The following is a 25,427-nucleotide window of genomic DNA, read 5'->3' on the forward strand; positions in this document are numbered from 1 at the left end:
ATTATGTTCTTTGCAGACGTAGGTTTTTTATTGGTAATACCGGCAATAATATTTGCAGCGTATGCTCAATCAAAAGTTTCCAGTACATTTAATAAATATTTAAAGCATGCTAGTGCATCAGGATATACAGGATATCAAGTTGCACGTGCTATATTAGATAGAAATGGACTTCACGACGTAGATATAGAAATGGTTAGAGGAAAGTTATCTGATCACTATGATCCTAGAAAAAGAGTTTTAAGATTGTCAAGAGATGTATATCAAAGAAGTTCAATAGCTTCAGTAGGAGTAGCTGCTCATGAGGTAGGCCATGCTATACAGCATGCAGAAGGTTATTTTCCACTTTTATTAAGAAATAATATAGCTCCAATAGCAGGTTTTGGAGCAAGATTTGTATGGATATTAGTATTTGCAGGTTTTTTACTTGGAATAGGTGATCTAGTATATATAGGAATATTCTTATACCTTGCAGTAGTAGCTTTCCAAGTAATAACTTTACCAGTAGAATTTAATGCATCAAATAGGGCAGTAGCACAACTTAGCAACGGTATAATAGCAGATGCTGATTTAAAACCTACTAAAAAAGTTTTAAATGCAGCAGCATTAACATATGTAGCAGCAACACTCGTAGGTATAGCACAACTTATAAGATTAATTTTACTAGCAGATAGAGATTAAAAAACATATAAAAGACCCACTTTAGAAATTTTCTAAAGTGGGTCTTTTTTTGTATAAAAAAAATAATTTTGCTAATAATAGTAACTGAAATAGTTTTTACATATATATGGAGGTGTAGAGATGGATAACAATGATAAAAATAATAAAGACAAAAAAGAAAATGGTCTAAAGGATAAAATGAAAAAAGTAACTCAAAAAGATGGTTTTTATCTAGTGTTATTTTTATGCATAATGATAGTAGGAGTAACTGCAGTTTGGGTTTCAGGGGATAATTTCAAACAAATATCAGAGTTAGAAAAAGAAGAAGATTTAGATGATGATATATTAGACTATTATCCTGATAATGAAGAATCTCAAATAGGAGCTATAGAAGAACCAGATCAAGAACCAAAAGTAGAAGAGCAAGAGGAAGAAAAAACACAAGAAGAACCAAAAGAGCCTCAAAAAGAAGAAAATACTGAAAAACAAGAACAAGAATCAAATCCTAAACCAGAACCAAAAGAACAAGCAAAAAATGAAGAACAAGCAGTAGAAGTTTCAGCAAATGCAAGACGTGCAAAAGCAATGCTTGTTCCAATAATGGGAAAACAGTCTATGAGTTTTGCTGGAGATCAACTTGTATATTCAGAGACTTTAGAACAATGGACTACCCATAATGGTTTAGATATAACAGCAAAAAAAGGAAGTTCAGTTAGGGCAGTACTTAAAGGTGTAGTAAAGAGTGTAGAAGAAACAGATGATTTAGGTAGAGTAATTACTATTGATCATGGAGAAGGATTAATAACTAAATATGCAGGACTTTCTGAAAAAACTTTAGTTAAAAAAGGACAAAATGTAAATAAAGGAGACGCTATAGGAGCTATAGGAGAACCAGCAGGTTATGAACTATCTCAAGGACCACATTTACATTTTGAAGTATTAGAAAATGGAAAACATATTGATCCAAAAGATTATATTCCAGACTTTGAATAAAGAAATGTTCTATTCACCATTATAAAAGCATAATAATGTAAAAAAGACGGTTGTGCCATTAAAGGGGGTTAGGCAATTGAAAGACTATATAGAGGAAAGGGCTCTTGAAATAGCAAATTATATAATAGAAGAAAAAGCAACTGTAAGAAAGACAGCAAATGTTTTTGGGGTAAGTAAAAGCACAGTTCATAAAGATGTAACTGAACGCCTTCCCAAGATAAACCCTCTTATCTCAGAACAGGTAAAGAGTGTTTTAGAAAAGAACAAAGCTGAAAGGCATATTAGAGGTGGCAAGGCAACAAAAATTAAATATAGCACTGCTGCTGTAGAGTAAAACTATAAAAGGACCGATTTTATCGGTTCTTTTTTATTATAAAAAAAATAAAAAAATTTCTAAAATTTTGCAGGAATTTTGAAACTTTTATCGAATAAGTAAAAGAAGTATGTAAAAAATTAGATATAATAATTTAGTTATAGATAAAAGTAGAAAGTGAGGTTTTATAATGTTTTCATTTAGATCAGATATGGGTATAGATTTAGGAACTGCAAGTGTATTAGTTTATGTAAAAAATAAGGGGATAGTTTTGCAAGAACCTTCAGTGGTTGCAATAGATAAAAACACAGATAAAGTACTTGCAGTAGGAGAAGAAGCAAGAAGAATGATTGGTAGAACTCCAGGGAATATAATAGCAATTAGACCTTTAAAAGATGGTGTTATATCTGATTATGATATAACTGAAAGAATGATAAAACATTTTATAACAAAAGCAGCAGGAAAATTTTTCTTTAAACCTAGAATAATAATATGTGTGCCATCTGGAGTAACAGGTGTAGAAAAAAGAGCAGTTATAGAAGCAAGTATGCAGGCAGGAGCAAAAAAGACATATTTAATAGAAGAACCTATAGCAGCAGCTATAGGTGCAGGAATAGACATTACACAACCTGATGGCAATATGGTAATTGATATGGGTGGTGGAACTACAGATATAGCAGTTATATCACTTGGTGGAATAGTAGTAAGTACATCAATAAAACTTGCTGGAGATAAAATGGATGAAGCTATAGTAAAATATATGAGACGTAAGCACAATATTTTAGTAGGAGAAAGAACAGCAGAAGATATGAAAGTCAGAATTGGTACAGCTTATCCAAGAGATAAACAAGTTTCAATGGATGTACGTGGTAGAGATTTAGTTACTGGTCTTCCAAAAACAATAAAAGTATCTTCAGAAGAAATGTTAATAGCATTAGAAGAAACAGTTACTACTATAGCAGAAGCAGTACATTCAGTACTTGAACAGACTCCACCAGAACTTGCAGCAGACATTAGTGATAAAGGGATGATAATGACAGGTGGTGCATGTCTACTTAATGGTATGGACAAACTTATAAAAGAAAGAACAGGAATAAAAGTAATTATAGCAGAAGATGCTGTTTCATGTGTAGCAAAAGGTACTGGTGAATCTCTTAATTCTATGGATATATTAGAGAAACAAATGACAACTGAATCAAAAAGTTATTAAATATTAAAGAATATTATACTTTGTGCCGATAATAGTACCGAGCAGAATTAAAATTGAGGTGAAAAAATGTTTAGAGGCATGTATATATCAACTACTGGAATGATAAATAGTCAACATAGAATGGATACAATTTCAAATAATCTTGCAAATACTAATACAAATGGATATAAAAAAGATGGAGTACTTTCAGAATCATTTCCTGAACAATTACTGAGACGAATAAATGATAACTCTACATCTACAATAAAGCCTTTTCAAGGAGTAGAATTAACACAAAATGGTGAAGAATACTTACTTGAAACTAAAGGTGCATATTTTGCAATAGATACACCAGCAGGAACAGGGTATGATGATAAATTTAAGTTTAGAGTTACAGAAGATGGATATCTTAAGACCTATTATCAAGATCATGATAGAAATATAAAATCAGATGGGGAAAATTATCTTTTAGGCAAAAATGGAAGAATTAGAATTACAGGAAATAATATAGAGATAGATGGTCAAGGAAATGTATTTTCAGGTGGTAATTTGATAGATGCTATTGTAACAAAGCCTCATATGAATGTAATAGGAACTCTAGGAAATGGAATACGTACTGATAGAGTATTTATAAATTTCACTCAAGGAGATATAAGGCAAACATCAAACCCATTGGATATGGCCTTAAATGGTGATGGATTCTTTAAAGTACAAACAGAGAACGGTACTAGATATACAAGAGATGGAAGCTTTAAAATAGATAGAGAAGGTTTCTTAACAACATCTGAAGGGCATCGAGTATTAGGCAATAATGGTGCTATAAATATAGGGAATGGTGAAGTGAATACAGATCAGTTTGGGAATATATCATTAAATGGAGCTTTTGTTAGTAGACTAGATATAGTAAATATAGATAATAAAGAATTTCTAAGAAAAGAAGGAGATAATCTATATAGAATAGAAGAAAACCAAGAAGCACAAGAAAGTGCATTTACAGGTGAAGTATTATCTGGTTATTTAGAAGGGTCCAATGTAGAAACAGTAAAGGAAATGGTAGAAATGATATCTACTATGAGGGGTTATGAATCTAACCAAAAAGTAGTTAAGTCATATGATGAAATACTACAAAAAGCTGTAAATGATATAGCAAGAATATAAAATAGGGGGCATTATAAATGATTAGGTCATTATGGACTGCAGCTACAGGAATGAAATCACAACAATTTAATATAGATACAATTTCAAATAACTTATCAAATGTAAATACTGTTGGATATAAATCTCAAAGAGCTGAATTTAAAGATTTAATGTATACGGAGTTAAAAAGAGCAAATCCAAATGATGATACTAATACTCCGGTTAATATTCAAGTAGGTCATGGGGTAAAAGTTTCAGCAACAAATAGAAATATGGCTCAAGGGAGTCCACAGCCAACTGAAAATCCACTTGATGTAGCAATAGTTGGAGATGGTTTTTTCGAGGTGCAGTTACCTAATGGAGAAACAAGATATACAAGAGATGGAAGTTTTAAGCTAAGTATTAATGGTAATACTTCTAATTTAGTAACTTCAGAGGGATATTATATATTAGATAATAATAATAATAGAATAACCTTAAATAGTGGAATATCAGACTTGGAAATAGATAATATGGGAAATATAACTGCTGAAAATGCAAATGGTGAAACTGTAGATATAGGCACATTAAAATTAGTAGATTTTATAAACTCTAAAGGGTTATTAAATGATGGAAGCAATCTTTATGAAGAGACAGTTGCCTCAGGAGATCCAAGAGTTTTAAATAATTTTAATATGGACTCTACAATACTTCAAAAGTATTTAGAGAGTTCAAATGTAGCTGTAATAGATGAAATGGTAAAGATGATATCAGCTCAAAGAGCATATGAAGTAAGTTCTAAGTCAATTCAAACATCAGATGAAATGATGCAACAAGCTAATAATCTTAAAAGGTAAGTGATAATTTATGCAAATAAATAATATAAATAATTATACACAAAAAATAGAAACTCAAAAAACAAAAGAGCAAGAAAAGTTGCTAGAAGCTTGTAAAGATTTTGAAGCTATATTTACTGGTATTATGTTTAAAGAAATGAATAAAACAGTTATGGAATCTAATTTCACAGAAAAAAGTAGAGGTAGAGAGATATTTACAGATATGTTTCATGAAGAACTTGCAAATGAAGCTAGTAGTGGAGAAAATGGTATAGGAATAGCTAAAATGCTATACAATCAGATGAAAAATAGAATATAGTCTTAGAAAGGGATATTTAAATGGACTTAACAACTGTACTATCCCAAGTTTTGGTATTGTTTATTCTTATAACAATAGGGGTTATACTTAGAAAGTTTAATATAATAAATGACAGCCTAGGAAAAGGACTATCTAATTTTATAGTATATGCTACTATACCATCACTTCTTATAACTTCAATGAATTACGATTTTTCTAAAGAAATGTTAAGTAATGGGGTATTAGTACTAGCTATAGGTCCATTTGCATATGTTTTTGCAATGCTAGTTGGATATATCTTTACAAAAATAAAGCATATTGAAAATCCTGATAGAGGAATATATCAATTTGCTACTATATTCCCTAATGGTGGATTTATGGGCTTTCCTATAGTAGCCGTAGTTTATGGTGAAATAGGAATATTTTATTCTGGGCTTTTTAATTTATGGTTTAATATACTTCTATGGACACTTGGAATGATACTTTCAACTCCCAATAAAAATAAAAATATAAACTTTAAAATGCTTATAAATCCTGGCACAATAGCAATAACAATTGGGATAGTTTTATTTTTATTCTCAATTAAATTACCAACTCCATTATTCCAAGCACTTGATAGCTTAGGAAATACAACAATACCTTTAGCTATGGTAGTAATAGGATCAATGCTTGGAGAATCAAATATAAAAAATGTAATAAGTAATAAATTAATAGTTATAACAACATTTTTAAGACTTATTATAATTCCATTACCATTATTATTTATATTAAATTTATTACCATTACCAAAGATAGTAATAGGTATAATAGCAATAACAATGTCAATGCCAGTTGCAGCAAATGCAGCTATATTTGCTAGAAAAAATAATTCAAATTACAAATTAGCAAGTGAATTAGTGTTCCTATCAACATTATGTAGCATTGCTACAATACCTATTTTTATATCATTAGTAATAAAGATTGTAGGAGTATAGTTTTTATGCAACTACTTGTATCTTTTCTCTGTAAATATTAATAAGCTCAGACTCAGTAATATTTTTACTATCTCTATCTAAAACTACTTTACCTTTGTCTAGCATGATTATTCTATCAGAATAATCTATTGCATCTTTCATATTATGTGAAATCATAATAGTAGTTATAGAGTATTTTTTTAAAAGTTCTCTAGTCTTTTCCATAACTACATTTGAAGTCTTTGGATCAAGAGCAGCAGTGTGTTCATCTAATAATAATAAATCAGGATATTTCATGGCTGCCATAATGAGAGATAAAGATTGTCTTTGTCCACCAGATAGATATTTTACTTTTGTATTTAATTTATTCTCTAGTCCTAAATCTAAATCTTTTAAAAGCTCAACATATTTACTCTTTCTATTTCTCTTTACTAATCCTTTAAGTGAAAATCTCTCTCCTTTTTTATCAGCAAGGCACATATTTTCCAGAATAGTAAGGGAAGGAGAAACCCCCATAGAAGGATTTTGATAAACTCTTCCTATATTAACTGCCCTTTTTTCTTCTTTTAGTTTAGAGATATTATTATTATTTAAAATAATATCTCCACTATCAATATTTATACTTCCACCGATTATATTTAAAAGAGTACTCTTACCACAGCCATTAGATCCAATTATAGCTGTGCATTTATTTTTTTCTATATTTAAATCTAAACCATTAAAAACAGTTATTTCATTTTCAGTACCTTTATTAAAACTCTTTGACAGCTTTTCTATTTTTAACACTTTTAACATCTCCTTTTTTTCTAGAAACAATTATATTTGGTATAAAATTATTATAAGATAAGAAAATTATTACAATTATTGCACTTATAGCTCTTAAATCACTAGGTGCAAGACCTAAATCAATAGCAATACCACCAATAATTTTATAGCTTATAGCACCAAGTATTGCTCTAGTAGTATTTTTTATTGTTTCTGAATTTTTTCTAATAGTATCACCAATTATAATAGATGCAAGAGCTACAACAATTATAGAACTTCCCATTGTAATATCAACAAACCCTTGTACTTGTGTCATCATAGCACCACTCATAGCTACAAGACCATTGGCAATCATAAGACCTATTATTTTGTATTTATCACTATTTTGACCTAATGATTTGACTAAAGACTCATTATCACCTGTTGCTATTAAAAGATAGCCTATTTCAGTTTTTAAGAATCTATCTAAAATAATTTTAACTAATAATACAATTCCTATTAATATTAATAAATTAGAACCCATATCAAATATAGAATCATATTGAAACAATGGTATATTTGATTTTCCATTTATCCTAAGATTTATGGAATAAAGCATTGTCATAGTAAGAATTCCTGACAATAAAGGCTTTATTCTTAATTTAGTAAATAATACTGCTGTTAATAATCCACCTAATAATCCTGATACAAAAGCTAAGAATGTGCTTAATATAGGGTTTATTCCCATCATAATAAATTTTGCAAAAACAAATGCTCCAAGAGGGAATGTTCCCTCTACAGAAAGATCAGGTATATCTAATATTTTATAAGTTATATATACTCCCATAGCAAGAACTGAAAATATAAGTCCTTGTTCTATAGAAGTTATAATTAATGAATTCATTTTAATGCCTCCTAAAGCTTAATTTTTTATTTTTTTACTTCCTTCACATCTTTAAATATATCTAAGTTTTTATCCAAACCTAGTTTTTCTAAGGTATCTATATTAACTGTAGTGATAGTTTTTTCAGCTATTCCTACAGGTATTTCAGAAGGAGATTTTCCATCTACTAAAATTTCTTTTGCCATTTCAGCTGTTTGCTTACCTAATTCATAATAGCTTAAACCATTTGTAATTAATATTCCACCACCTACTTGAGATTCTTCTGCAGATACAGAAATCATTTGTTTTTCAATAAGTTTTGTAGAAACTAATTCTATTGAAGAAGCTATTAAATTATCACTTACAATATATACAGCATCTACTTTTGATAACAATGAATCTATTGCTTGAGGAATTTTATTTACATTATTGACTCCAACAGTAACTACATCTAAATCTTCATTTGGTGCAAGTTTCTTTACTTCATCTATTTGAATTTCTGAATTGGCTTCACTAGTACTATATAAAATACCAATTTTTTTAATACTATCATCAATTTGTTTAAACATTTTTAATTGGGATTCTATAGGAGCTTTATCACTAGTACCAGTTACATTACCACCAACATCTTCCCATTTATTTACTATCTGAGATTTTACAGGGTCAGTAACAGCACTAAATAAGACTGGAATATCACTAGTTACTTGCTTTGCAGATTGAGCTGCAGGTGTAGCAATAGCATAAATTAAATCTACATTATCTTTTTTAAACTTTTCAGCAATACTAACAGTGTTTGGAATCTCACCTGTAGCATTTTGATAATCAATTTCTGCATTTACACCTAATTCTTTAAGCCCATCCTCAAAACCACGTCTTGCATCATCAAGAGCAGGATGTTCCACTAATTGACTTATGCCAATGCTATAAGTGTTTTCACCGGATGTATTTTTACTTTCTGTTTCACCACAACCACTAAAAAGTAAACTTCCTCCAACTAATAATAAAGATAATAAACTAACTAATTTTTTCATTATAATTCCTCCTTTATATTTGCAAATAAAAAAATCTTTCATCACTATAAACACAAGTTAAAAAACTTATGGTTATAGGGACGAAAGATTTAATATCCGCGGTACCACCCTAATTATGACAATATGCCATCACTTCAGATCTAACAATCCTATCCCTTATAACGATGGGCCTTCGTATTTGCCTACTAGAATAAAAATTCATTTAGCAAATATGCTCTGGAGTGAATATCACATATCCTCTTAATGTTGGCTTTCACCTATTCCAACTCTCTGTAATTAAGATAAGATATCTTTTTCTCCATCAATGCATTTAATATATTAGATACAATGTTACTACTTCTAATTAACATTGTCAAGAATTTTCTCGGAAATATTTATAATAATTATAATATTCTTGAAACTAATATTGGTGATAATTTTAGATGGAGAACAAGTCATAAAGGAAATATTTAATCTATTATCCCTATCATATTTATTAATTTTTTATTTTTCTACTTTTTTAGCGTCTTTAAATATATCTAAATTTTTATCTAAACCTAGTTTTTCTAAGGTATCTATATTAACTGTAGTGATAGTTTTTTCAGCTATTCCTACAGGTATTTCAGAAGGAGATTTTCCATCTACTAAAATTTCTTTTGCCATTTCAGCTGTTTGCTTACCTAATTCATAATAGTTTAAACCATTTGTAAGTAAAGTACCATTATTTACATGTGCACCTTCTGCAGATACAGAAATCATTTGTTTTTCAATAAGTTTTGTAGAAACTAATTCTATTGAAGAAGCTATTAGATTATCACTTGGAGTATATATAGCATCTACTTTTGATAACAATGAATCTATTGCTTGAGGAATTTCATTTACATTATTGACTCCAACAGTAACTACATCTAAATCTTCATTTGGTGCAAGTTTCTTTACTTCATCTATTTGAATTTCTGAATTGGCTTCACTAGTACTATATAAAATACCAATTTTTTTAATACTATCATCAATTTGTTTAAACATTTTTAATTGGGATTCTATAGGAGCTTTATCACTAGTACCAGTTACATTATCACCAACATCTTCCCATTTATTTACTATCTGAGATTTTACAGGGTCAGTAACAGCACTAAATAAAACTGGAATATCACTAGTTACTTGCTTTGCAGATTGAGCTGCAGGTGTAGCAATAGCATAAATTAAATCTACATTATCTTTTTTAAACTTTTCAGCAATACTAACAGTGTTTGGAATCTCACCTGTAGCATTTTGGTAATCAATTTTTGCATTTACACCTAATTCTTTAAGCCCATCCTCAAAACCACGTCTTGCATCATCAAGAGCAGGATGTTCCACTAATTGACTTATGCCAATATAATAAGTGTTTTCACCTGATGCACTTTTACTTTCTGTTTTACCACAACCACTAGCTATTAAACTCACTATAATCAGTAGAGATAATAAACTAACTAATTTACCTTTTTTCATTATTATTCCTCCTTAAAAATTAATTTTACAAATAAAAAAATCTTCCATCCCTATAAACACAAGTTAAAAAACTTATATTTATAGGGACGAAAGATTTAATATCCGCGGTACCACCCTAATTATGACAATATGTCATCACTTCAGATCTAACAATCCTATCCCTTATAACGATGGGCCTTCGTATTTGCCTACTAGAATAAAATTCATTTAGCAAATCTGCTCTGGAGTGTATATTACATATCAATTTAATATTAGCTCTCACCAACGCCAATTCTCTGTAATTAAATTTAGATATCTTTCTCTCCATCGATGCATTTATTAATTATATTAGATACAATATTAAACTTTAAATTTAAATTTGTCAAGAGTTTTCTCTAAAAAAATTATAGTTATTTATTATATGTCATAAAAAATAGCTTTATATAGAGTTTTTCTTATAAAATATATAAATATTTCTGAAAAATCGAAAATAAACATAAAATCAAACGATTTATACCACGGTGGTATGTTAATATATAATCAAATACAAATGGGGAGTGATTAAATGAGTAATTTAAAAGACTCAAGTGGTAAAAGGCCAAGTTTTATTGCAGCCTTATCAGTTATTTTATTTTTATGTATTGCAATGGCAGTCCAGATATTCGTATTAAAACAAAATTATGCTACACACATTACTTTAATAATGGCAGCGACATTTGCAGCAGTGATAGCATTAATATCAGGATTTAGTTGGGATGATGTACAGGAAGGTATACTATATGGATGTAAAATAGCCATGCTTCCAATGCTTATTCTTATGTTAGTAGGAGTACTTATTGCATCATGGATACCAGCAGGAACAATACCAACATTAATATATTATGGATTAAATATATTATCACCAAAGATATTTTTAGTTACTGTAGCATTTGTATGTGCAGTATCATCTATATCTACAGGAAGTTCATATACTACTGGTGCTACATTTGGTGTTGCATTTATGGGGATTGGATATGGACTTGGAATACCAGCACCAATCACAGCAGGAGCAGTTATAACTGGTGCAATCTTTGGAGATAAAATGTCACCATTATCAGACTCTACAAACTTAGCAGCAGGTGTGGCAGAGGCAAACCTTTTTGACCACATTAAATCTATGGTGTATACTACAGGACCTGCATTTTTAATATCTCTTGTATTATATGGAATAGTAGGATTTAAGTTTGGTAGCGGAACAATAGATACTGCTCAAATAGATGGAATATTAAATGGACTAAGTTCAAATTATTATATAAGTCCTGTAACATTAATACCAGCAGTAGTAATAGTTATACTTGCAGTTAAAAAGTTTTCAGGACTTGCTGTAATGGTAATAGCATCACTTTTAGGTTTAGCATTTGCAATGATATTCCAAGGATATGGATTAGGGGAAATGTTAGCGTTTATGAATGATGGTTTTGTATCAGATACAGGAGTAGAAGCAGTAGATGCATTACTTAGTCGTGGAGGACTTCAAAGTATGATGTGGACTATATCTCTAGGATTTATAGGACTAAGTTATGGTGGAATATTAGAAAAAACAAAAATATTAGAAGTATTACTAGAAAAAATAGCTGTTTTAGTTAGTAGTGCAAAGGGACTTATTACAACACATGTATTATCATCAGTTGCAGTAAACTTATTTTCAGCAAGTCAATATATAGCTATAATAATACCATCTCGTATGCTAGTACCAGCATATAAGAGATTAAATATATTACCACAAGTTAACTCAAGAACTTCAGAAGATTCAGCAACAGTTACATCACCACTTGTACCATGGGGATTATGTGGAGTGTTTTTTGCAGGAACATTAGGTGTTCCTACAATGGATTATTTTCCATATGTATTCTTATCATTCTTAACACCAGTTATAGCAATACTATATTCTTTCACAGGTAAATTTATATTTAAAGAAGGAGATATAGAATCAGTAAATACGTATCACGATGAAGAAACAGTTGAAAAGACAGTTTAAATTAGGAGGAATTAAATTGACACAAAAATATAGGGAATATATAAATGAGGAAAATATAGTAGAATTGTTATCCTCACTTATAGAAATAGAAAGCCCTTATTTCAGAGAAGATAAAATAATGGAATATGCACATGATTTATTAAAGAAAAAAAATATTCCAACAGAAATACATGAATATGAAGATAAAAAGATAACAAAATTTAAAGGTAAAAATGTAATAGGGAATTTAAAAGGAAAAGGCAAAGGTCCAAAGATATTATTAAATGGACACTTAGATACAGTAGAAATATGTGAAGGATGGGAGTACAACCCATTAAAAGCAACAAGAGAAGGAAATCGTTTGTATGGGCTTGGTGCCCTTGATATGAAATCAGGAATAGCAGCTATAATACTTGCTTTAGAAGCATTTAAAAATACAGTAGATGAGTTTGATGGAGAAATACTTTATACATTAGTATCAGATGAGGAAGGTCCATTTGGATTAGGGACAGATGCACTTATACAAAATGGATATACAAAAGATGTAGATGTAGCAATAGTTCCAGAACCTAGTAGTGGATTTTCAGCATGTGATTTTCCATGTGTATGTCTTGGAGCAAGAGGTGGATACAATTATAGTGTTAAATTAAAAGGAAAGTCTTCTCATGCTGCAGCACCAGAACTTGGAATAAATGCAATAACTGATGCATCTAAAGTCATATTAGAGTTAGAAAATATGGAAGGATTAAAAGATGATAAATTAGGTGAAGGCTCTTTTGCACTAATAGAAATGAATGGTGGAGGAGCAGCATGTAGTGTAGCAGATACTGCAGAATTTACAGTATTTAGACATATAGTAAGAGGAGAAGACAAAGACTATATAGTAGATGAAGTAAATAGAGCAGTAGAAAAAGCAAATATAAAGAGTAAAGTAGAGATAAACTTTAGAGAAGCACCACATGATGAGGCAGATGGATTTTTACCTTATACAGTAGATGAAGAAAATGAATATACTTTAGCATTACAAAATAGTATAAAAAATATTACTGGAAAAGAAGGTCAAACAAGTTATTTTACAAGTATAGGTGACTTTAATTATTTAGGAACAAGAGTAAATGTACCTACATTTGTATTTGGACCTCATGGTGAAAATTATCATAGTAGTAATGAATATGTACTTATAGATACTGTAGTAAAAACTGCAGAAGTAATATATGATTTCTTAAAGACAACATTAAATGCAAAATAAAAAAATCCCTTCTATATCATAAAAATATAGAAGGGATTTTTCCCAATACATATGTTAAAATGATATTAAGACAATTTGATAGAGGGGAATTTTCTGTGAAAAATGTAGATTTAATATTATACAATGGAGATATATTAACTATAGATGAAAATCTAAATACAGTTAATTGGATAGCTATAGATAAAGGGAATATAATAGATATAGGAAACCATGATGAATATAAAAAATATATAGAAACTGCAAAAGAAAAAATAGATTTAATGGGAAAAACAGTATTACCAGGATTTTATGATAGTCATGTTCATCTTGTACAAACAGGATTAAATTTATTATCTGTAGATTTAAGTGATGTAGAAAGTATAGGAGAATTACAAGAAAGAATAAGAAAAGCTGCAGATAAAAAACCAGAATGTCAACTTATAAGGGGTATAGGTTATGATGATTTAAGAGTAGCTGAAGGTCGCATGCCTACAAGATATGAATTAGATAAATGTGCTCCAAATCATCCTGTATGGATAAATAGAGTAGAATATCATATAAGTTCAGTCAATTCAATGGCACTAAACAGCTTAAATATACCATTTGATTTAGAGGGTATAATAAGAGATGAAAGAGGACTTCCTGATGGAAGATTAAAAGATAAAGCTAGTGCATATATTAGGGGGCAAATACTAAATAACTTTTCAGATAGCATAAGAAAAAAAGGTGTAAATAAAGCATTAAATTTAGCAATTAGCAAAGGTGTAACTACAGTTGGAGCATTGGAAGGTGGATTTGTATTTCATAATAGAGATGCAGAATTCATAATAAATAATAAGAAAAAATTTCCTATAGACATAAATTTGTTTTATCAAACAATAGATGTAAATATGGTAAAAGAAAAGCAGCTAAATAGAATTGGTGGATGTATATTTTTAGATGGTTCATTTGGATCAAGAAATGCAGCCTTAAAAGAAGATTATTCAGACCAAAAAAATAATAAAGGTAGACTTTTCTTTTCACAAGAAGAATTAAATGAATTTATATTAAATGCACATAAAGAAAATTTACAAATAACAGTACATGCTATAGGTGATAGAGCAATAGAGCAAATATTAAATTCATATGAATATGCAATTGCAAAGTATAAAAGGGAAAATCATAGACATAGAATAGAACATTTTGAATTACCATCAGATGAACATATAAAAAGAGCTAAAGATTTAGGATTAGTATTATCCATGCAACCCTCTTATGAGTATTATTGGGGAGATAAAGGCGATTTATATGATAAAAGATTAGGTGAAAGAAGAAAAAGAACAAACCCACTAAAGAAAATTATAGAATCAGGGTTAATTATAGCAGGAGGTTCAGATAGTGATGTAACAAAAATAGATCCACTTTTAGGGATACATACAGCAGTAAATCATCCAAATAAAGAATATTCAATATCAGCTATAGAAGCTATAAAGTTATTTACTATTAATGGAGCTTATTCTGTATTTGAAGAAAATATTAAAGGGTCAATAGAAATAGGTAAATTTGCAGATTTAGTAGTATTAGATAAAAATCCTTTAAAAGTGAAAAAAGAAAAAATAAAAGATATAAATGTAGAATTAACATTAAAACAAGGCGATATAATATTTAGAAATAAAGGTGATATATATGGCTAAATTAAAAATATATTTATTAGGTAGAGTCGATATACTTTTAAATGATGAATCCATTTTACATAAATTAAGTCATAAATCAATAGGCATATTAAGTTATATGGCAGAACAAAGGCATAAAAAGTTTAATAGAAATAAAATAGCTGATATATTTTGGGATTCAAATGATTTTGATACAAGTAGATATAATTTAAGATATAACATATGGCAACTTAGAAAATTATTTAAACAAAAAAATGAAAAAATTGATCCATTTATTTCTGACAAAGAAACAATAAGTTTAAATGACAATATAGATATATATGTAGATGTAGAAGAATTCCAAAAGGGAGTAGAAAATCAAGATATAAATTCATTGGAAAAAATAAAAAAATTGTATAAAGGAGAATTTTTGGAGGGATTTTATATAAAAGATAGTCCTGAATTTAATGATTGGGTATTTTATGAAAGAGAAAAACTTCAGAGAAATTACATAAAAATTTTGACTAAACTAAAAGATAGTTACAAAGACAGAAGAGAATATCAAAAGGCAATAAAAATATTAGAAGATAAATTATCAATTAATCCTCTAAAAGAAAGTTTGTATTTAGAACTTATAAATATATATATTCAAATAGGTGATAGAAATAAAGCACTACACCACTATAATAGATGTGTAAAAAGATTAAGAGAAGAATTAAATATTAGTCCAGCAATTGAAATAAAAAATGCATATAAAAACATAATGAATAGAAATAATAAAACAGATATAAAAGAAATACCAAAGCCTAATCTAATAAATACTAAAAATAAATACTCTAATTTATATATAATAAAAGAACATGATAAAGAAAAATTTATAGAAAATTCAATATTCCTTAAATCTTATCCATTAGGGGATATAGAATATTATGTATTATCAGAATTAATAGATAAAATAATAAAAAAATATGATGAAATTTTGTTAAAAGTAGATGATAGTTATTTATATAATGTTTGTTTTGTTAATTCTAAGGTACAGAGATATATAAGGGATAAAAACGTTTTATTAAATATGGCTACAAAAATAAATATTTTTAAATCATTAGAAAAGATAATAGAACAAGTATCTCTAGAAGAAGATGTAACAATAGTGGTAGATAAGTTTAAATTTATAGATGATATTTCTTTAGAATTTATAGAATTTATATTATATAGAGAAAATATAAAAAACATAAAAATAATAATTATTTCGGAAGAATATAATGAAAAAGTTGAGAAATTGAAAAATATAAAAGGAGGTAAAAAATGAATACTAAAAATTTAGTTAGAACATCTTTATTGTTAGCGCTTGCATTAGTATTTCAAATAGGATTTAGAGAATTTGCACAGCCTTTAGTAGGACCACTTGTGAATATGACTCTTATACTATCAGTACTTATGATAGGGCCTACATCAGGGGTGATAATTGGATCACTTACACCAATAATAGCATTTATAATGGGAATTATAGGTCTTGCTCCTCTTATTCCAATAATAGTTATAGGAAATATATTATTTGTGTTATCATTTTATATAATAAATAAAATGAATATAAAATTTACTAATTGGATTTCAGTAATAATAGCTGCATTAATAAAGTTTAGTACTTTAGCTTTAGCAGTTAGAATGATATTACCTCTATTTATACCTAAAGTACCACCAGCTATAATAGCTACATTTACATTTCCACAACTTTATACAGCAATAATAGGAGGAATACTAGCAATAATAATTTATCCTCGTGGTTTCAAAAAAACTCAAAAGATTTAAGAAGGTGAATCTATGAAAAAGGACGAAAAAGCAATAAAAAAAGCATGGACTGAGTTTTTTATAAATGATAAAGATGATATATCAGGTGTGAGAGATATAATAAAAAAATCATGGATTAGAACCAAAAATTATGGAGTAGATGTAACCAATGAAAAAGTAGAAGATGAGTTTCAAAAAAAACAAGAACAAGCTATAAAAAAGATGGCTTCTTTCATAGATATAGTACGTCCTTTTATGATACAACTATTTAATATAATAAAAGAAACAGGATTTATGATTACTCTTATAGATAAAAATGGATTTATATTAGACACATATATATCAGCTAATATACCTGAGACATCTAATAATTCCACAGCTAATTTAAGCGAAGAATATATAGGAACAAATGCCATGGGAACCTCTATATATTTAGACAAGCCAATAGAAACATGGGGTTATGAAAATAGCTACAAAGGGTTTCATGAATTTACAACATCAGCTGCTCCAATACATGATATAGATAATAAATTAATAGGAAGTATAGGAATAACAGGATATAGAGATACATTTTCTACACATACATTAGGTATGGTAGTAGCAGTAGCATATGCTATAGAAAATGAACTAAGACTTACAGAAATAAAAAAAGATAAATATCTTACTAAAAGCTATAATTTTAGAAAAGATAAAGATAAAGATAAAAAAGAACTATATGATTTTTCTGATATAATAGGTAATTCTCATGAGTTAAATGGTGCGAAAAATCAAGCTAAAATAGCATCTAAGAATAATTCAAATATATTAATATTAGGAGAAAGTGGTACAGGTAAGGAGTTATTTGCCCAATCAATTCATAAAAATAGCATAAGATGTAATAAGCCTTTCATTGCAGTAAATTGTGGGGCACTACCTTTAACACTTGCAGAAAGTGAATTATTTGGATATTCTCCAGGTTCATTTACAGGTGCTAAAAAAGAAGGTCAAATGGGAAAGTTTGAAATGGCAGATGGGGGAACTATATTTTTAGATGAAATAGGAGAAATGCCTTTATCTATTCAAGCATCACTTCTTAGAGTAATTCAAGATAGAGAAGTAATAAGAATTGGAGCAAATAAAAGCAAAAAAATAGATGTAAGAATAATAGCAGCAACAAATAGAAATCTTTTTGAAGAAGTAGAAAAAGGTAATTTTAGAATGGATTTATTTTATAGAATAAATGTATTTACAATAAATATTCCGCCACTTAGAAAGAGAATAGAAGATATTAAACCTCTCATTCAGTATTTTATAGAAAAATATAATAATGTATTTAATAGCAATATAAATAATATTTCAAAAACAGTTGAAAATATATTTATGACATATAGATGGCCTGGTAATGTACGAGAAATTGAAAATATAATAGAGAGAGCAGTTCAAATAGCATCAGATAATGTGATAGATATAAAAGATTTACCTGTTAATTTACAATTAAATAATCAAAATAATAGTGATTTAAAATCTAATATATTAAAAAATAAGGAATATAATACTATAATAGATTTTTTAAGTGAAACTAAAGGTAATGTGAAAGCTACAGCTGAGAATCTTGGAATAGGAAGAGCAACACTTTATAGAAAGCTATCTAAATATAATATAGATATTGAACAATATAGATATTAAATTGATGCATGTATAACAATACATGTATCATAGTGAAACATAAATTAGATATAAAAATAACAAATGATCGTTAAAAATAAGACTTTTCAAATTTGGCACCCTTCTTGCTTGTTATATAAGTAACAACAAAAGTAAGGGGGTAATTATTTGAAAAGTCTTTTTAGTACATTAAAAATAGGAAACATGGAACTTAAAAATAGAATAGCTATGGCTCCTATGTCACTTGGTTATGAATCTGAAGATGGTTTAATAAATGAAAAAATGAGTGATTATTGGGAAGAAAGGGCAAAAGGTGGTACAGCCCTTATAATAGTAGATGCAGTGACAGTAGATAGGTCAGCACCTTATTTAGGAAATACAACAGGTTTATTTGATGATAGTCAAATACCATCATTTAAGAAATTTACAGATAAAATTCATGCTCATGGGGCAAGGGTAATACCACAAATAACACATCCAGGACCAGAATCAATATCTGCATTTTTTGGTGTAACACCAGTAGCACCTTCTGTATATCCTAATGCTTTAGGTAATATGACAAGAGAACTTACTATAGATGAAATAAAGTCAATAGAAGAAAAATATGGGCAAGCTGCTTTAAGGGCAAAAAAAGCAGGTTGTGATGGAATAGAATTACATTGTGCCCATGCATATATGTTAGCAGGTGCATTTTTATCTCCTCTTAGAAATAAAAGAACAGATATTTATGGAGGAAGCTTAGATAATAGAGCAAGATTTGTATTTGAAGTAATAGATAGCATAAAAGAAAAAGCAGGTGAGGATTTCCCTATAATTCTTAGAATGTCAGGAGACGAAAAAATACCTGGAGGAAATACTTTAGACGATATGTTATATCTTGTGCCAAAGTTTATAGAAAGAGGAATATCAGCATTTGAAGTATCAGGTGGAACACAATATGAAAAACCATGGAATATAATTCCTTGTCATGGAACAGAAGAATTTATAAATTTAAAGGAAGCTAAAAAAATAAAAGAAATTTCATCTATACCAGTAATTACAGTAGGAAAAATAAATGATCCAAATTTAGCTGATAACATGATAGAAAAAGGCTATATAGATGGAGTAGTAATTGGTAGAGCGTTATTAGCCGATTCTGAGTTTGCAAACAAAGCAAAGACAGGAAGAATAGAAGATGTAGCACCATGTGTAGGTTGTGGATTAGGATGTATAGGAGAACAATCTAAAAGAAAACCAGGAACTTGTGTTATAAATCCAGCACTTGGTAGAGAAAAAGAATTAGAAATAAAAAGTACAAATAAATTTAAAAGAGTACTTGTAATAGGTGGAGGAGTAGCAGGGCTTGAAGCAGCTAGAGTAGCAGCACTTAGAGGACATGATGTAACATTAATTGAAAAAGAAAATAAATTAGGTGGACAAATAAATATAGCAGTTATGCCACCATTTAAACAATCTTTATCTAAATGGGTTATATATTTAACAAAACAAATAGAAAAATTAGGTGTAAAAGTAATATTAGGTAGTGAGGCAACAGAAGAATTTGTAGAACAATTAAATCCTTATACAATAATGATAGCAACAGGTGCAGAGGCAAGTATTCCACCAATTAAAGGTGTGGAAAACGAGAAAGTTACTACATCTCATAAAATATTATCTGGAGAAAAATATATACCTAGAGGAAATGTATTAGTAATAGGTGGAGGAATGGTAGGTTGTGAAACAGCAGAAATGTTAAAACATAATGCTCGTGGAAAGATGAATGTAACAATAGTAGAAGCATTAGAAGATATTGCATTAGATGACGTACCAAACAATAAAATACCTATGACAAAAAGACTTATTGCAAATGGAGCGAATATTTATACTGAGACAAAAGTAGATAGTATAAAGGAAAACAGTATAGTAGTAGAAAGAAATGGTAAAAAAGAAGAATTAATAGGATTTACAGATATAGTACTTGCATGTGGTGCAAAATCAGTAAATCAAATCAGTGAAACATTAAAGGGCAGTGCAGAAGAAATACATGTAATAGGAGATGCTAAAGACCCAAGAAGAGCATTAGAAGCAATAAGAGAAGGTTCAGAAATAGCAAGAATAATATAAAATAAGGAGAGATGAAAAAATGAAATTTGAAAAATTATTTACACCTATAAAAATAAGAGAAATGGAAATGAGAAATAGAGTGGTATTTCCAGCAATGGGAACAAAAATGCCTTCAGAAGATAAATTTGTAACAGAAAAATTAATAAACTATCATGTAGCAAGAGCAGAAGGTGGAAATGGACTTAATATGGTAGAAGTAACATCAGTTCATGCTCCTTCAGCACCTACTTATTTTTTATCAATAGCAGATGATAAGTATATACCTGAATTTAAAAAATTAACAGATGCCATAAGAAATGTAGGAGGAAAATCAGCTATTCAATTATGGCAAGGAGGTACAGCAGTAGCAAGTGATAGAGAAGCTATGATAATAGTACCAAGTGAAATGAATATGCCAGGAACAGATATAATGTTGCCAGCAGCAAAGACAGAAACAATTTGGGAAATAATAGATGCTTATGGTAAAGCAGCAAAAAGAGCAGAAGAAGCTGGATTTGATGCAATAGAACTTCATGCAGGACATAGTTATTCACTTCATACATTCTTATCTCCAGCATTTAATAAAAGAGAAGATGAATTTGGTGGCTCATTTGAAAATAGAGCAAGATATTTACTTGAAACAATAAAATCAATAAGAAAAAATATATCAGCAGATATGCCATTATTTATGAGAATACATGCCCATGATGATTATCTTGAAAATGGACTTACAATAGATGACATTATAAAAGTATGTAAGTTAGCAGGAGAAGAAGGTGTAGATGTATTAGATGTTTCCCGTGGAAATATGTTCTCAGCTGCAATAAAATATGAAGTACCACCAGTAGATGTGGAAAGAGGATTTAATGTTGATAATGCAGCGAAAATAAGAAAAGAAACAGGAATGATTACAGTAGCAGTAGGAAGAATAAATAGTCCAGACCAAGCAGAAAAAATATTAGAAGATGATCGAGCAGATATGGTTGTAATGGGTAGAGCACAACTTGCAGATGCAGAATTTTGTAATAAAGCAAAAGCAGGAGACGAAGATTCTATAGTATATTGTGTAGGCTGTAATCAAGGATGTTTTGATGGATTTACAGATCCAACTATGCCACATATAACATGCCTTAGAAATCCAGCACTTGGACTTGAAAAGGAAATGGAACTCCAAAAGACAGAGAATCCTAAAAAAGTATTTATTGCAGGTGGAGGAATAGCTGGAATGGAAGCTGCAATAACACTTAAAAGAAGAGGACATGAGCCAGTATTATTTGAAAAAGAAAATTCACTAGGAGGACAATTTGCTCTAGCAGGTATGGCGCCAAGAAAAGGTGAAATGAAAGATGCAATGGATAAAATGGCAGATATGACAAAAAGAGAAGGTGTAGAAATTAGACTACAAACACCACTTGCAAAACAAATAATACAATCAGAAAATCCAGATGAAATCATAATAGCAGTAGGAGCAAAAACCATAGAATTGGGAATAGAAGGAAAAGATTTTGACCATGTATATAACTCTCATGAAGTTCTTGCAGGAAGTGTAAAGCCGGAAGGTGAAGTAGTAGTAATAGGTGGAGGGCTTGTAGGACTTGAAGTAGCAGAATATTTAGCAGAAAGAGGAAATAAAGCATCAGTAGTTGAAATGATGGATGAAGTAGGAAAAGATTTAGGACAACTTAGAAAAATATCTGTTATGGAAAGCATGTATAAAAACGGAATCAAAAGCTATACAAATTCTAAATGTTTAGCAATAAAGGAAAATAGCATAGTAATAAAAGAAGAAGAAAAAACTGAAGAAATAAAAGCAGATGCAGTAGTAATAGCAATAGGTGCAAAATCAAGACAAGCAAATGATATAAAAGAATATTGCGATGAAAATAATATTTCATACCATGTAGTAGGCGATGCATTTAAAGCAAGACGTGCATTAAATGCTACAGCAGAAGCAGCAAAAATAGCAAGAGAAATATAATAACTTTTTCATAAGGAGTGTAAATATGAATTTACTAGATCCAATTAAAATAAGTAACTTAGAACTTAAAAATAGATTTGCTATGGTAGCTATGGGACCTGAATTAGGTGACTTTACAAAGAAGACAAATGATTATTATGTAAGAAGAGCAGAAGGTGGGGCATCTATGATAATGGCAAATGTCATGGCAACAGAAGAAATAGATGGGGCTACACCGTCATCTCTTTTAACAGAGGAAAGTTTTGAAGGGTTTAAAGATTTAGTGGATAGATCTCATAAATATGACTGTAAAGTTTGTATTCAAATAATGCCAGGAGTAGGACTTCATACAAAGGCAGAACACAGAGAAAAACCATCATCAGCATCAGCACTTCCACTATATCCAGGTTCTGATATTATTTTTCATGAGCTAACAAAAGAAGAAATAAAGTTCATACAAAAAGAAGTATCTAAAACACTTAAATTAGCTAAAAAAGCAGGAGTAGATGCAGTAGAAATACATGCATATGGAGGATACTTAACAGATAAATTCATGACGGAAAAGTGGAATATAAGAACTGATGAATATGGTGGAAGTTTTGAAAATAGAATGAGGTTCCTAAATGAAATAATAGATAATACAAAAAGAGATTTAGGAGATGATTTTCCACTAATAGTTAAATTTACATCAAGTCATTTTTTACCAGTGGAAGCTGGATATAGGGGAATGGATGAAGGTATTAAAATTGCAAAAATGCTTGAAGAAAAGGGAGTACATTGCTTACATGTGGATACAGGTTGCCATGATAATTGGTATATGGCAATGCCACCAGTATATCAACAAGAAATGGCACCACAAATGTTAGCTTCACAAAAGGTAAAAGAAGTAGTAAATATTCCAGTAATGTCTAATGGTAGACTTGGAAATATTTCTAAAGCCGAAGCTGCATTAGAAAATAATTTTATAGATATAGTAGGAGTTGGAAGACAATTTCTAGCAGATCCAGACTTTCCAAATAAAGTAATGGAAAGTAAAACAGATGAAATAAGAAGGTGTATATCTTGTAATGAAGGTTGTATAAAAAGTGTATCAGAAGGTAAGCACATAGATTGTGCAGTAAATCCTATAGCAGGATATGAAAATGTAAAAGAGATAGAAAAAACATCTTCACCTAAAAAAATATTAGTAATTGGAGCAGGTCCTGGAGGTTGCCAAGCTGCAATTTCTGCTAAACAATCAGGACATGATGTAGAAATTTGGGAAAAACAAGACCACTTAGGTGGAAATTTCTATAACGCATGTATGCCTTCATTTAAAAGAGATGGAGAAGAATTACTAAAATATTATGATACTATGATTAACAAATTATGTATTAAAATTAAATATTTAAAACAAGCAACAGAACAAGATATTTTAAACTATAATCCTGATAAAGTTATAAATGCCACAGGAGGAAAAGCTATTAGACCAAGTTCAATTAAAGGAATAAATAAAAATCACGTAACAACAGCAACAGATGTATTACAAAATAAATCTTTAATAGGAGATAATATAGTAATAGTAGGAGCTGGATTAGTGGGATGTGAAACAGCAGTAGTATTAGCTCAAAAAGGTAAAAAAGTTACAATGGTTGAAATGGCAGATAAAATACTACCAGAACCAGTATTTATTCAAAACTTAATGATGTTAAATCAATTGTTACAACATCCAAATATAACTACTAATGTTTCAAGCAAATTAATATCTATAGAAGATCACTCTATAACCATCAATAAAGATGGTACAGATGAAAAAATAAACTGTGATACAGTAGTGCTTGCAATGGGCTTTACTCCAAATGATACAATATATAATAATTTAAAAGATAAATTAGACATTGTAAATATAGGAGACAGTATAAAAGCAAGAAAAGTATTAGATGCAGTACATGAAGCACATGATGCAGTTTTAGCAATATAGTAAATAATCACCAACTAATTAAATATAAATTTATAAACAACTATATTTAGTCACTAAATATAGTTGTTTTTTTATAACTTATATCTATAATTATCATATCACCTATAAAAAGGTTCTATAATGATAGAATATTAACATGATATTATCTATAATTAATATAGATGAAATCTTAAATGGGGGTAATGAAATGAATAAAGAAATAAGTATAAAAAAAGTAAGAGAAGATGCAGAAGGAATGTTTAGAAGAGGAGAATTTTATTGTTCTGAAGCAGTAGTAGCATCTATTAGAAATAACTTTGGTATAGATATGCCGGAGGAAATGATAGCAATGGCTTCAGGATTTCCAGTAGGTATAGGAAAATCAAAATGTGTATGTGGAGCAGTATCTGGTGGAGTAATGATGATGGGATATTTCTTTGGAAGAAAAGAAGGAACAAATCCACAGGATCCAAAGAGTGTTAAGACTTTAGAACTTGCAAATGAATTACAAGGTGAATTTAGAAAAAATCATAAAGTTTTATGTTGTAGCGTGCATACTAAAGGAATGGATATGGCTTCGGGAGAGCATAAAGCACAATGTATATCTTTTACAGGGGAAATAGCAGAAACAGCAGCAAGAATAATAGTAAGAGAATTAAATTTAGTAGATCTTGACAAGGAAAAGGAAGCTGTTTGCTAA

Annotated in this window: 22 protein-coding genes and 2 other annotated features; of the genes, 18 read left to right on the forward strand and 4 right to left on the reverse strand. The window is 29.4% G+C overall.

All coding sequences use genetic code 11. The features are described from left to right. The first annotated feature begins 3 nt into the window (after positions 1–3). The 8 genes from E0D94_RS02630 (at position 4) to E0D94_RS02665 (ending at position 6,376) form a co-directional block, all read left to right on the forward strand. On the forward strand, positions 4–678 hold the full coding sequence (locus E0D94_RS02630; protein WP_130805750.1) for a zinc metallopeptidase: 675 nt from the start codon (positions 4–6) through the stop codon (positions 676–678). A 120-nt stretch (positions 679–798) separates the two neighbouring features. Continuing rightward, complete coding sequence (locus tag E0D94_RS02635) at positions 799–1,650, forward strand: M23 family metallopeptidase (RefSeq protein WP_130805751.1); 852 nt, start codon at positions 799–801, stop codon at positions 1,648–1,650. Positions 1,651–1,726: 76 nt separating this feature from the next. Next, the gene (gene spoIIID / locus E0D94_RS02640) at positions 1,727–1,984 is read left to right on the forward strand and encodes a sporulation transcriptional regulator SpoIIID (protein WP_130805752.1); all 258 of its coding nucleotides are present in this window, start codon (positions 1,727–1,729) and stop codon (positions 1,982–1,984) included. Positions 1,985–2,153: 169 nt separating this feature from the next. Continuing rightward, positions 2,154–3,173, forward strand: coding sequence for a rod shape-determining protein (gene mreB / locus E0D94_RS02645; RefSeq protein WP_130805753.1), 1,020 nt, complete (start codon positions 2,154–2,156; stop codon positions 3,171–3,173). 66 nt (positions 3,174–3,239) lie between these two features. Beyond that, the gene (locus E0D94_RS02650; RefSeq protein ID WP_130805754.1) at positions 3,240–4,310 is read left to right on the forward strand and encodes a flagellar hook-basal body protein; all 1,071 of its coding nucleotides are present in this window, start codon (positions 3,240–3,242) and stop codon (positions 4,308–4,310) included. Between the two features lie 17 nt (positions 4,311–4,327). Then, the gene (flgG, locus tag E0D94_RS02655) at positions 4,328–5,125 is read left to right on the forward strand and encodes a flagellar basal-body rod protein FlgG (protein WP_130805755.1); all 798 of its coding nucleotides are present in this window, start codon (positions 4,328–4,330) and stop codon (positions 5,123–5,125) included. Between the two features lie 10 nt (positions 5,126–5,135). Further along, the gene (locus E0D94_RS02660; protein ID WP_130805756.1) at positions 5,136–5,423 is read left to right on the forward strand and encodes a rod-binding protein; all 288 of its coding nucleotides are present in this window, start codon (positions 5,136–5,138) and stop codon (positions 5,421–5,423) included. 20 nt (positions 5,424–5,443) lie between these two features. Continuing rightward, positions 5,444–6,376 (forward strand): AEC family transporter, encoded by a 933-nt coding sequence (locus E0D94_RS02665; protein WP_130805757.1) that lies wholly within the window; start codon positions 5,444–5,446, stop codon positions 6,374–6,376. 3 nt (positions 6,377–6,379) lie between these two features. On the opposite strand, the gene E0D94_RS02670 is transcribed toward E0D94_RS02665, so the two are convergent. The 4 genes from E0D94_RS02670 to E0D94_RS02685 all read right to left on the reverse strand — a co-directional run bounded on the left by E0D94_RS02670 (position 6,380) and on the right by E0D94_RS02685 (position 10,483). Beyond that, positions 6,380–7,141, reverse strand: coding sequence for an ABC transporter ATP-binding protein (locus E0D94_RS02670; RefSeq protein WP_130805758.1), 762 nt, complete (start codon positions 7,139–7,141; stop codon positions 6,380–6,382). Then, entirely contained in the window at positions 7,107–8,003 is an 897-nt protein-coding gene (locus E0D94_RS02675) for an ABC transporter permease (protein WP_130805759.1), read from the reverse strand. The genes E0D94_RS02670 and E0D94_RS02675 overlap by 35 nt, the downstream gene beginning before the upstream one ends. Before the next feature lie 26 nt (positions 8,004–8,029). Next, positions 8,030–9,013: an ABC transporter substrate-binding protein gene (locus E0D94_RS02680; protein ID WP_130805760.1), complete on the reverse strand. Its 984-nt coding sequence runs from the start codon at positions 9,011–9,013 to the stop codon at positions 8,030–8,032. Positions 9,014–9,086: 73 nt separating this feature from the next. Next, positions 9,087–9,327: a binding site (T-box leader), on the reverse strand. Positions 9,328–9,496: 169 nt separating this feature from the next. Beyond that, positions 9,497–10,483 (reverse strand): ABC transporter substrate-binding protein, encoded by a 987-nt coding sequence (locus E0D94_RS02685; RefSeq protein ID WP_130805761.1) that lies wholly within the window; start codon positions 10,481–10,483, stop codon positions 9,497–9,499. Positions 10,484–10,562: 79 nt separating this feature from the next. Then, positions 10,563–10,802: a binding site (T-box leader), on the reverse strand. Positions 10,803–11,027: 225 nt separating this feature from the next. On the opposite strand from E0D94_RS02685, the gene nhaC reads away from it, so the two are divergent. The 10 genes from nhaC to E0D94_RS02735 all read left to right on the forward strand — a co-directional run bounded on the left by nhaC (position 11,028) and on the right by E0D94_RS02735 (position 25,427). Next, positions 11,028–12,479, forward strand: a complete 1,452-nt coding sequence (gene nhaC / locus E0D94_RS02690; protein WP_130805762.1) for a Na+/H+ antiporter NhaC — start codon at positions 11,028–11,030, stop codon at positions 12,477–12,479. A 16-nt stretch (positions 12,480–12,495) separates the two neighbouring features. Beyond that, positions 12,496–13,707, forward strand: a complete 1,212-nt coding sequence (locus tag E0D94_RS02695; protein WP_207289610.1) for a M20 family metallopeptidase — start codon at positions 12,496–12,498, stop codon at positions 13,705–13,707. A 95-nt stretch (positions 13,708–13,802) separates the two neighbouring features. Next, a complete protein-coding gene (locus E0D94_RS02700; protein ID WP_207289612.1) occupies positions 13,803–15,359 on the forward strand; it encodes an amidohydrolase in 1,557 nt (518 codons plus the stop codon). Then, positions 15,352–16,626, forward strand: coding sequence for an AfsR/SARP family transcriptional regulator (locus E0D94_RS02705; RefSeq protein ID WP_130805765.1), 1,275 nt, complete (start codon positions 15,352–15,354; stop codon positions 16,624–16,626). The genes E0D94_RS02700 and E0D94_RS02705 overlap by 8 nt, the downstream gene beginning before the upstream one ends. Beyond that, entirely contained in the window at positions 16,623–17,126 is a 504-nt protein-coding gene (locus tag E0D94_RS02710) for an ECF transporter S component (RefSeq protein ID WP_130805766.1), read from the forward strand. The genes E0D94_RS02705 and E0D94_RS02710 overlap by 4 nt, the downstream gene beginning before the upstream one ends. 12 nt (positions 17,127–17,138) lie before the next feature. Continuing rightward, complete coding sequence (locus E0D94_RS02715; RefSeq protein WP_130805767.1) at positions 17,139–18,770, forward strand: sigma-54 interaction domain-containing protein; 1,632 nt, start codon at positions 17,139–17,141, stop codon at positions 18,768–18,770. Positions 18,771–18,917: 147 nt separating this feature from the next. Next, the gene (locus tag E0D94_RS02720; RefSeq protein ID WP_130805768.1) at positions 18,918–20,852 is read left to right on the forward strand and encodes an NAD(P)/FAD-dependent oxidoreductase; all 1,935 of its coding nucleotides are present in this window, start codon (positions 18,918–18,920) and stop codon (positions 20,850–20,852) included. A gap of 19 nt (positions 20,853–20,871) precedes the next feature. Continuing rightward, positions 20,872–22,809, forward strand: coding sequence for a bile acid Fe-S flavoenzyme BaiCD (gene baiCD, locus E0D94_RS02725; protein WP_130805769.1), 1,938 nt, complete (start codon positions 20,872–20,874; stop codon positions 22,807–22,809). Between the two features lie 25 nt (positions 22,810–22,834). Next, positions 22,835–24,748 (forward strand): NAD(P)/FAD-dependent oxidoreductase, encoded by a 1,914-nt coding sequence (locus E0D94_RS02730; protein WP_130805770.1) that lies wholly within the window; start codon positions 22,835–22,837, stop codon positions 24,746–24,748. A gap of 187 nt (positions 24,749–24,935) precedes the next feature. Then, the gene (locus E0D94_RS02735; protein WP_130805771.1) at positions 24,936–25,427 is read left to right on the forward strand and encodes a C-GCAxxG-C-C family (seleno)protein; all 492 of its coding nucleotides are present in this window, start codon (positions 24,936–24,938) and stop codon (positions 25,425–25,427) included.

Source organism: Senegalia massiliensis (assembly GCF_900626135.1).
In the GTDB taxonomy this organism is placed as follows: Bacteria; Bacillota; Clostridia; order Tissierellales; family SIT17; genus Anaeromonas; species Anaeromonas massiliensis.